Origin of the sequence: Kutzneria sp. 744 (genome assembly GCF_000568255.1) — a bacterium.
Classification (GTDB): domain Bacteria; phylum Actinomycetota; class Actinomycetes; order Mycobacteriales; family Pseudonocardiaceae; genus Kutzneria.
In genome coordinates this window covers 11248379-11259519 of sequence record NZ_KK037166.1, presented here as the reverse complement: position 1 = coordinate 11259519, position 11141 = coordinate 11248379, and the positions used below count along the sequence as shown (strand labels likewise).

At 69.7% G+C, this 11141-nt stretch carries 2 protein-coding genes and 2 pseudogenes; all 4 read right to left on the bottom strand.

Going from position 1 to position 11141, the window contains the following annotated elements; translation table 11 throughout:
- Nucleotides 1–1295, bottom strand: a 1295-nt coding sequence (locus tag KUTG_RS64975; RefSeq protein ID WP_232241384.1) for a condensation domain-containing protein, incomplete at its 3' end; no start/stop codon positions are given.
- The gene (locus KUTG_RS64970) at nucleotides 1292–5725 is read right to left on the bottom strand and encodes an amino acid adenylation domain-containing protein (RefSeq protein WP_369794689.1); all 4434 of its coding nucleotides are present in this window, start codon (nucleotides 5723–5725) and stop codon (nucleotides 1292–1294) included. The genes KUTG_RS64975 and KUTG_RS64970, both read right to left, overlap by 4 nt.
- Before the next feature lie 15 nt (nucleotides 5726–5740).
- Nucleotides 5741–5911, bottom strand: a pseudogene (locus KUTG_RS66895) (hypothetical protein); the annotation flags it as partial.
- A 278-nt stretch (nucleotides 5912–6189) separates the two neighbouring features.
- Nucleotides 6190–11094 (bottom strand): annotated as a pseudogene (locus tag KUTG_RS64965) (amino acid adenylation domain-containing protein); the annotation flags it as partial.
- Nucleotides 11095–11141: the final 47 nt, after the last annotated feature.

Here is an 11141-nt window from a genome sequence, read left to right as displayed (position 1 = left end):
GCCAGGGCGTTAGCCCGGGCATTCAGTTCGGCATAGGTCAGGGTCTCGGTGCCCATGACCGCAGTGGCCTTCGGCGTGCGGGCCGCCTGCTCCTCCACCAGTTCCGCCAGCGTGCACGGCTTGGTGGCGACGGTGGAGTTGTTCCAGGCCGCCAGCTTCTGGAGCTCATCGGCGGTGAGCAGCGGCAGCTCGGCGATCTTGGCCGACGGTTCGGCCGCGATGCCGTCGAGCAGGATGCCCAGGTGCTCGGTGAGGCGGGCGATGGTGTCGGCCTCGAACAGGTCGGCGTTGTAGGTCACGGCGACGAGCAGGTCGCCGCCCTGCTCCTGGAACTCGATGGTCACGTCGAAGTTCGCGGTCGTCAGCGGCAACTCGACGTCCTCGACCTCGATGCCCGGCAGCCGGGGCGCGGCCTGCGGGGCGTTCTGCAGCACGACCATGACCTGGAACAGCGGCGTGCGGCTGGGATCGCGCTGCGGCTGCACGGCGTCGACGACCCGCTCGAACGGAACGTCCTGGTGTTTGAACGCCTCCTGGACGTTGCCACGCACGGTGTCCAGGTAGTCGTCGAAGGTGCCGGCGACGGTCGAGCGCAGGACCAGGGTGTTGACGAAGAAGCCCACCACCCGGTCCAGCTCGGCGCGGTCGCGGCCGTTGGTGACGGTGCCGACGGTGACATCACGCTGGCCGGTCCAGCGGGACAGCAGGATGTTGCAGGCGGCGTTGAGGGTCGTGAACAACGTCGTCTCGTGACGGCGGCTGATCTCCCGTAGCCTGGTCGCGATCCGTTGCGGGACAACGGCCTCGTGCACGGCACCGGTCGTGGTGCGGACCGCCGGGCGGGGCCGGTCCGTGGGCAGGTCGGCGGCCGGCAGCTCGGCCAGGGTCTGCGTCCAGTACGCCAGCTGGCCGTCGAGGTCGCGGTTTCGTTGCCAGGCGGCGAAGTCCGCGTACTGGATCGTCGGCCGGTCCAGGGTCTCGCCGCGGTAGAGGGCCATCACCTCGTCGAGGATGACGCCGTTGGACCAGCCGTCGGTGACGATGTGGTGGATCTCCAGCGCGAGCACGTGCTCGTCGTCGGCCACGCGCTCCAGCCGCGGCCGGATCAGCGGGCCCCGGCGCAGGTCGAACGGCCGGTTGTCGGTGAATGCGACTTCGTGCGGCGGATGCACGATCTGCACGCCGTCGTCGAAGGTGGTGCGCAGCGCCTCGTGCCGGGCCACGACCTCGGTGAAGGCGTCGGCCAGGCGGTCGGCGTCCAGCGGACCCCTGAGCCTGATCGCCAGCGACGTCACATACTCGCCGTTCGGGGTTGAAACTGTCCAGGAACCACAACCGCTGCTGATTGTACGACTGCGGCAGCGGCACATCCCTTGGCGCGTGGAATTTCGGTCTCGGTGGCACCGAGGGTGCCGACGAGTTCGGCCACGGTCGGATGGGTGAACAGAACGCGCGGGGAGATCGACACATCGCAGTCGGCCAGCAGCCGCGAGACGAGCCGGATGCTGAGGATGGAGTCGCCGCCGAGCTCGAAGAAGTTGTCATCGATGCCGACCTTGGGCACGCCGAGCAGCTCCGCCCAGATGCCGGCGACGGTCGCTTCCAGCTCGTTGCGGGCTGCGACGAAGTCGGTGTCGGCGGCGGTCGGCTCCGGCAGTGCCCGGCGGTCGACCTTTCCGTTGCGGCTCAGCGGGAGTTCGTCCAGCGTGACCACGGTCGACGGCACCATGTACTCCGGCAGCACGGTCCGTAGCGCGGCCAGATCGGCGGTGCCGACGACGTAGGCGATGATCCGCTTGTCGCGGACGATCACCACCGCCTGGTCCACGTCGGCCTGCGCGGTGAGGGCCGTCTCGATCTCGCCGAGTTCGATCCGGAAGCCGCGAATCTTCACCTGGTCGTCGGCGCGGCCGAGGAACTCCAGCTCGCCGTCGACGCGGCGGACGATGTCCCCGGTCCGGTACATGCGTCGGCCGGCGTCGAACGGGTCGGCCACGAACCGGTCCGCCGTCAGGCCCGGCTGGTCGTGGTAGCCGCGGGCCAGTCCCGCGCCGGCGATGCACAGCTCCCCCGGCGCACCGTTGGGAACGGGCCTCAGGTCGGCGTCGAGGACGTAGGTGCGCATGTTGTCCAGGGGGCGGCCGATCGGCACCGAGTCGACAACATCTGTTGTCATGCGGTGCGCGGTCGCGAAGGTCGTGGTCTCCGTCGGCCCGTAGCCGTCGACCACCGCGATGCCCGGGCACGCCGCCAGCACTCGCCGCACGGCATTGGCCGGCACCACGTCGCCGCCGGTCCACACCTCCGTGACGCCGCTCAGGCAGTCCGGCGCGTCCTGGGCGATCATCCGGAACAGGCCTGCGGTCAGCCAGAGCCCGGTCACATCGACGCTTCGCAGGTCTTCGACCGTGAGGTCCGGCCGGCCGGTCAGCACCACTTCGCCGCCACGCAGCAACGGCACCCACAGCTCGTAGGTGGACGCGTCGAACGCCAGCGGCGAGTGCGCCAGCACCCTCTCGTGGCCTTGATCGAACCGGCTGTCGTGGGCCAGCGCCACGACGTCCCGATGCCGGACCGCCACACCCTTCGGCGTTCCCGTCGAGCCCGAGGTGTACATGACGTAGGCGAGGTTGTTCGGGTGCACCTCGACGTTCGGCACCGTCGCCGCCCCGTCCCCGGTGATCATCTCCGGGCCGATCACGATGCTGTCCCCGGCGATCGCCCGCCGCCGCTCCGCCGGCGCCCGGACGTCCAGCGGCACATAGGCCGCCCCCGCCTTGAGCACCGCGAGCTCGGCGATCACGTGCTCGATCGACGGCTCCAGCAGCAGCGCCACCCGGTCTTCGGCCCGCACCCCCATCGCCCGCAACCGGTGCGCCAGGTGGTTGGCCCGGCCGTCCAGCTCCGCGTACGTCAGGCTGATATCTCCGCAGGTCACCGCCACCGCCAACGGCGTCCGCGCCACCTGCTTGACGAACAGCGCCGGGATGCTAGCAGCCGGCACGTCCCGCCGCTCTCCAGCCGCCTCGTCGATCATGCTCCGCAGCTCGCCGGCGCCCAACCACGGTAGAGTCGATACGGGGGCGCTCAATTCCGAGACCATCGCACTGATCAACTTCTCAACACGTTCCAGCAGCTCAACAGCCGTTTTCGCGTCGAACAGCTCCGGGTCGTAGCCCAGGTCCAGGGTCAGCTCCGCGTCCATCGACGCCCGCAGGCACAGCGGGAAGTTCGTGACATCCCCGGACGCCACCGACAACACCCGCGGCGCCCCGGCCACCCCCGGCTCGCTGATCGGATAGTTCTCGAACACCACCATGCTGTCGAACCGGCTGCCGACCTGGATGAACCCGTTGTCCCGGGCCTCGCTCTGCTCGTCCTGCAACCGCCGCAGCCAGTCCCGCACCGGCGCCGCGCCACCGACATCAACGCGCGTCGGCACCGTGTTGATGAACAGCCCGATCATCGACTCCACGCCCGGCAGCTCGGCCGGCCGCCCGGAGATCGTCGTGCCGAACAGCACCGTCCGCTCCCCCGAGTACAGCGACAGCACCAGGCCCCACGCCGCCTGGATCATCGTGTTCACGGTGATCCCGTTGCGCCGGGCCACTTCCGCCAGCCCGCTGACCGTGATCCTCGTCGACGCGCTCGACCGCGACCGGTGCGCCTCGGCCGGCTGCCGGTCGTACGGCAGCGCCGTCCGCGCGACGCCGTCGAGCACGTCGCGCCAGTACTCCCCGGCCGCCGCGTGGTCCTGCTCCCCCAGCCATTCCAGGTAGTCGCGGAACGGCCGGCGGGTGATCGTCGGCGTGCGGCCGCAGTATTCCTCGCACACCTCGGTGAACACCTGGGCCAGGCTCCAGCCGTCCATCAGCACGTGGTGCGAGGTCCACGCCAGCTCGATCTCGTCGCCGTCCTCGATGACATCGACCCTGGTCAGCGGCGACCGGTCCAGGCTGATCGGGCCGTCGACCAGCCGCGCGGTGCGGTCGACGACCTGCACCGGCTCGTCGACGCCGGTCCATACCAGCCTTGTCCGCAGCGCCGGCGTCCGGTCGACAACCCGTTGCCACGCCTCGCGGAACCGGCCGGCGTCGTCGATGCCGGCCATGCGGATCCGGAGCGTGTCCACGTACAGGTCGGGATCCACCAAGCTGTGGAACAGCAGGCCCTTCTGCAACGGCGTGAGCGGGTACACGTCGTCCACGCTTCGGCCGTCGCCGACGATCGTGTCCACTTCGGACTGACTGAGCCGCGTCAGCGGGAAGTCCGAGGGCGTCCGGCCGCTGTTGGCCGCGCAGTGGGCCACGATCTCCCGCAGCCCGGCCAGCATCGTCTCGGCCAGGTTCCGCACCGTCTGCTCGTCGTGGACCTCCGGCGAGTAGGTCCAGCCCAGCTCCAGCTGCCCGTCCTGCACGATGCCGATCACGTCGACCAGGTACGTGCGGGAGCCTTCCTGGTCGCCGCCGCTGATCGACCGGTAGAAGCCGCTCGCGCTGTCGGCCCACTGGCCGTGGTAGTTGAAGCTGATGCCCGGCTTGATCTGCGGCGCCGTGCCGTGCAGATGCCGCAGCGCCCCGTAGCCGAGGCCATTCGACGGCACTGCCCGCAGCTGCTCCTTGACCGACTTGAGCTTTGTGCCCCAGTCCCCGGCCGGGATGGTCAGTGCCACCGGGTATTCCGCCGTGAACCAGCCGACCGTCCGTGACAGGTCGACACCGTCCACAATGTCCTCACGGCCGTGCCCTTCCAGGCCGATCAGCACCGTGTCCCGGCCGCACCAGCCGGCCACCGCCTGTCCGAGCGCGCTCAGCAGCACGTCGTTGACCTGGGTTCGGTAGGACTCCGGCACCTTGCGCAGCAAGGCATCCGTGGTTTCCCGGTCGAGCCGAACGGTGATCGTCTCGCTCGCGGCCGTGTTGCCCTGGCGATCGACCGGCAGGCTGCCGTCGGCTTCCGCCGCGCGCTCCCAATACCACAGGTCCGCAGCGAAGTCGTGGGCCGCGATCCGGCGGGACCAGTCCACATAGGACGTCGTCTTCGGCGGCAGCGGCCGGCCATGGTACGCCGACTCGATGTCGTCGAGCAGGATCCGCCAGGACACACCGTCGACGACCAGATGGTTGATCGTCAGCGCGAGGTTGGGGGCGTCAAAACTCCATCCCACGTGTTCGCTCTCCGCCTGCACCTCCTGCCGCCAGCCGCCATCGACCTGCGTGAACCTCGTGCGCAGCGCGTCGTGATGGCCGATCACCTCGTCCAGCGCCCGTCGCAGCCGCTCCACGTCGATGTCTTCGCCCAGTTCGGCGACGAGCGACATCGTGAACGCGTCCATGCCGCTGTTCAGGTACCACGCCTGGATCGGCGTCACCGGCGCCGTGCCGGTCGCGTCCGTGACGATCGCCCGCTCCGCCCGCACCACCCGAGCCAGCTCCGCCACCGTCTGGTGCCGGAACACGTCCTTGGACACCAGGTTCAGCCCGGCCGCCCGGGCCCTGGACACCACCTGGATGCTCAGGATCGAGTCCCCGCCCAGCGCGAAGAAGTTGTCCGTGACGCCCACGCGCTCGGCCCCCAGCACCTCCTCCCAGATCCGCGCCAGCACCCGTTCCTTCTCGCTGCGCGGCCCCACCCACTCCTCGGCCTCGACCACCGGCTCCGGCAGCGCCTTCCGATCGATCTTCCCGCTGCTCGTCGTCGGCAGCCGATCCATCGCCACGAACACCGACGGCACCATGTAGTCCGGCAGCGACTCCCGAAGCCGATCCTTGAGGCTGACAACAGCTGTTGTCGACACCGCGCCCGCGCTGATGTCCGCGACGCAGCGCGACATCTCGGCCGAGGTCGGCGTGACAACATCTGTTGTCGACGAACGGTCGACCACGTAGGCGACCAGCCGGTTGTCCAGCACCACGACCGCCGCCTGCTCGACCTCGGGCAGGCGCAGCAACGCCGCCTCGATCTCGCCCGGCTCGATGCGGAAGCCCCGCAGCTTGACCTGCTCGTCGACGCGGCCCAGGTACTCCAGGGATCCCTCGGTGGTCCAACGAACGCGGTCACCGGTGACGTAGAGGCGGCCGGCGCCGAAGGGGTTGGCGATGAAGCTGGCGGCGGTGAGCCGGGGCGGTTGAGGTAGCCGCGAGCCAACTGGGCGCCGGCTATGTGCAGCTGACCGGCGACGCCGACGGGCACCGGACGGAGCGAGTCATCGAGGACGTAAGCCCGGAGGTTGCTCAGCGGGCGGCCGATCACGGGGCGCGTGCCGGTGATCGGGGCGATGGTGGCGTCGACCGTGCACTCGGTGGGGCCGTACAGGTTGTAGGCCCGCGTTCCGGGCAACTGTTGAAGGTCGTGCCACAACTGCTCGTCGATCGCCTCGGCCCCGAGCACGAGCACAGGCGGCATCGGACGACCGGTGGTCAGCAGGTGGCGGATGAACGACGGAGTCGAGTTGACCAGGTCGACGTCGTGATCAAGCACGGTCTCGGGGTCGACGATGTGCAGCTCGTGGCCGGCCGCCATGAGCAGCAGGCCCTCCCACGCCGCGTCGAACGACAGCGATGCGGTGAGGGCGACCTTGAGCCACCGGCCGTCGGCGAAGTCGTCGCCGTGATCGAAGTGCAGGTTGGTCAGCGCCCGGTGGCTGATCACCACGCCCTTGGGCGTGCCGGTGGAGCCGGAGGTGTAGATGACATAGGCGGCGCTGTCGGGCTGCGGGGTCGGCAACGGCCTCGGCTCGGCATCGGTGGTCGCCGAGGTCAGCACCGACACGGGCTGCGCGTCGGCCTTGATGAACTCAGCGCGGTCGGTCGGCAGCTCGGGATCGAGGTAGAGCACGGCGGCGCCGGCCTTGTGCACGGCCAAGATGGCGATGACGGCGTCGGCGGAGCGCGGCATCGACACCGCGACGATGCGGTCAGGGCCGGCACCGCGATCCACCAGCTCGGCCGCCAGCCGGGAGGACCGGTCGTCGACCTCGGCGAAGGTCAGGCGGATGTCGTTGTGCACCAAGGCAACCGCGTCCGGGGTGACCAGAGCCTGGGCGGTGAGGATCGACGGGAACGTGGTGGCCGGAACCTCGGTCGACGTGCCGGACCACTCCACCAGCTGTGCGACCTCGGCCGACGTGAGCAGCGGCAGCTCGGCCAACGGCCGGTCGGGGTTGTCGGCGACGGCGGCCAGCAGGGTGCGCAGGTGGCCGATGAGACGAGCGATGGTCGAGGCGTCGAACAGGTCGGTGTTGTAGTTGACCAGGCCCCGCAGCTGGGAGCCGGCCTCGGCGAACTCGAAGGTCAGATCGAAGCTGGCGGTGGTCATGGGCAGCGCCAGCTCGGAGGCGGTGAGCCCGTCGAACGACGGCAGCTTGGCCCCGCTGTTCTGCAACGTGACCATGGCCTGGAACAGGGGCGAACGGCTGGTGTCGCGAGAGGGCTGCACCTCGTCGACGACCCGCTCGAAGGGAACATCCTGGTGGGCGAAGGCCTCCAGGACCGATTCCCGAACGGCAGCGGCGAACTCACGGAAGGTCTGCCGACCGTCCACACGGGACCGGAGCACGACGGTGTTGACGAACATGCCGACAACCCGTTCCAGCTGCGGGTTGTCGCGGCCCGAGGTGACGGTGCCGACGGCGATGTCGTCCTGGCCGGTCCACCGCGCCAACAGCGCCTGGCAGGCGGCCACGAGCGTCATGAACAGGGTGCAGTCGGCGAGACGAACCGAATGCAGGTCGAACTCGATGGCGGCGCCGTTGTGGGTCTGCGTGGCCGGGCGAGGACGGTCGGTGGGCAGCTCCAGGGCGGGGACGTCCCGCAGACGGTCGCGCCAGTAGGACAGCTGGCCGTCCAGGTCCTGACCACGTTGCCACGCGGCGAAATCGGCGTACTGGAGCCCCACCTCGGGCAGCGCGGAACCGTTGTACAGGGCGGAAAGCTCGTCGACCAGGACGCCGATGGACCAGCCGTCGGTGATGATGTGGTGCATCGACAGCACGAGCTCGTGCTCACGCGGCGACGACTCGGTCAGCCGGATCCGCAGCAGAGGGCCGTTGACCAGGTCGAACGGGCCGTCTGCGTCGGTGAACTCGGCCTCGTGGGGCGGATGCACGACCAGACCCGGGCGGTCGGAGACGGTGGTGCGCAGGGACTCGTGCCGAGCGATCAAGGTGGTCAGCGCGGACCTGAGCCTCGGCTCATCCAGCTCGCCCAACAGCTTCACCGCGAAGACGGTCGTGTACTCGGTGCTGTCGGGATCGAACTGGTGCAGGAACCACAGTCGTTGCTGGGCATAGGACAGCGGCAACTCACCATCGCGGGGCACGGCCGGGATGACGGTGAGTTCCGAAGACCCCGGCAGCGCGGCGGCCAGGGCGGCGACGGTCGGGGCGGTGAACAGGACACGCGGGGAGACCTCGACGCCGAACTCGGCGCGCAGCCGGGAGGTGATCCGGATGCTGAGGATGGAGTCGCCGCCGAGCTCGAAGTAGTTGTCCTCCAGGCCAACCCGCTCGACACCGAGGGTCTCGGCCCAGATCGCGGCGATCTTGCGCTGCTCCTCGGTGGCCGGCGGGACATAGCCGCGGCTGACGACCTCGGGGGCCGGCAACGCGCGGCGGTCGAGCTTGCCGTTGCGGGTCAACGGAATCTCGTCGACACGCACGAAGGCGGCCGGAATCATGTGATCCGGCAACGTCTTGGCCAGGTGCTCGCGCAGCCCCTCGGTGTCGCCGACGACATAGGCCACGAGCCGGTGGTGGCCCGGAGTGTCCTCGCGTGGGATTACGGCCGTGGCGGTGACCTGCGGTGACGTCAGCAGCGCGGCCTCGATCTCGCCGAGCTCGATGCGGAAGCCGCGAATCTTGACCTGGTGGTCGGCGCGGCCGAAGTACTCCAGCTCGCCGTCCGCTCGCCACCGGGCCAGGTCGCCGGTCCGATACATGCGACTGCCCGGGTCGAACGGGTTCGCGATGAACCGGGCCGCAGTCAGGCCGGGACGATTCAGGTAGCCGCGCGCGAGGCCGGCGCCGGCGACGTACATCTCGCCGATCACGCCGGCCGGCACCGGGTTGAGATCCGGGTCCAGCACGTAGACACGGAGGTCGGGCAGGCCGACGCCGATGGTGTTGCCGGCACTGGCATCGAGTGCGCGATGGGTGACGTGCACGGTCGTCTCGGTGATGCCGTACATGTTGACCAGCTCGACCTTGCCCCACCACGCGTCCAGCCGCCGCGCGTCGAGCGCTTCACCGCCGAAGATCACGTACCGCAGCGACAGGCCATCCACCGGTTCCAGCTGGTAGAAGGCCGACGGCGTCTGGTTGAGCACGGTGACGCGCTCGTCGACCAGCAGCCGCAGGAAGTCCCGTGGCGAACGGGAAACCGCGTGCGGCACGACAACCAGCCGGCCGCCGTGCAGCAGCGGGCCCCACAGCTCCCACACCGAGAAGTCGAACGCGTACGAGTGGAACAGCGTCCAGACATCGTTGCTGCCGAAGGAGAACAGGTCACGGGTCGAGGCGAAGAGCCGGGTCACGTTGGCGTGCGTGACCACCACGCCCTTGGGCACACCGGTCGAGCCGGAAGTGTAGATCAGATAGGCCGGGCTCTCGGGTGTGATCAGCACGTCCGGGTCGGTGCACGGCTCGCCGTCGGCCTCGACCGAGGTCAGCATCAGCAGGGCGTTGCTGTCCTCCAGCATCCGCTCGACCCGGTCCCGTGGGTAGTCGGGGTCGATCGGCAGGTACGCGGCGCCGGCCTTCAACACCGCCAGCACGGCGACGACCAGGTCGGCGGTCCGCGGCAGGCACAGGGCGACGAAGGTCTCCGGGCCGGCACCGGCGGCGATCAGCCGGTGCGCCAACCGGTTGGCCCGGGCATTCAGGTCCGCATAGGACAGACTCGTCCCCTCGGACGTCAGCGCGACGGCGTTCGGGTGGGCCTCGACCTGCGCGGCGAACAGGGAGGTGATCGTCGGGGCCGGGAGACCGACGGCGTTGCCCTGCCAGCCGGCCAGCACGTTGTGCCGCTCGGCCTCGGACATCCACGACAGGTTGCGCAGCTGATCGTCAGCGAAGCTGACGATCAGCGTCTGCAACCGGTCGGCCATCGTCTCGGCCGTCCGCGCATCGAACAGGGCCGGATCGGTGGCCAGCTCGAAGGTCAGGCGGCGGTCGAGGTAGGCCCGCAGCACGACCGGAAAGTTGGTGCTGTCCGTGGCCTCGACGTGCTGCACGGCCACGCCGGCCCGCTCGTCGAACGGGTAGTTCTCGAACGCCACCATGCTGTCGAACAGGTTCTGCCCGGCCGGCACGTCGCTGTAGGCGCGGAGCCTGCCCAGCGCCACGAAGTCGTAGCGGCGCGACTCGGTCTGCCGCTCCTGCACCGACCGCAGCCACGGCACCAGCCGCTCCTGGCTGCGCACCTGGACCCGGGTCGGGATGGTGTTGATGAACATGCCGATCATCGACTCGACGCCGGGCAGGTCGTCCGGACGCCCGGAGACCGTGGTGCCGAACACGACGTCGTCGGTGCCGCTCTGCCGGGCCAGCAACAGCGCCCATGCGCCCTGCACGACGGTGTTCACGGTCAACCCGTTGCGCTGCGCGAACTCCCGCAGCCGAACGGACTGCTCCTCCGACAGCGACACCCGCACCGACTGCGAGGACCGGGCCTGGTGTGCCTGCGCCGGCTGACGGTCGTACGGCAGCGGTGTCGGCGCCTCGAAGCCGCCGAGCTCCTCCCGCCAGAACGCTTCGGCCGCGGCCGAGTCCTGCGACGACAGCCAGGACAGGTAGTCGCGGAACGGCCGGCGGACCGTGGTGACCTGGCCGCCGTACTGGGCGCAGACCTCCTCGAACACCTGCCCGAGGCTCCAGCCGTCCAGCATGATGTGGTGCGAGGTCCAGGCCAGTCGGATCCGGTCGCCGCCCAGCGGCACGATCGCCAGCCGCATCAGCGGAGCTTGAGTGAGGTCGAGGTCGGTGTCGTCGGAGTCCTGGTAGGCGATGGGCACGGTGACATGCCGCTGCACGATCTGCACCGGCTCGTCGAGCCCGTCCCAGGCCAGCCGCGTGCGCAGCGCCGGCGTGCGGTCCACGACCGCCTGCCATGCCGCCCCGAACGCCGCTGCGTCCGCGATGCCGT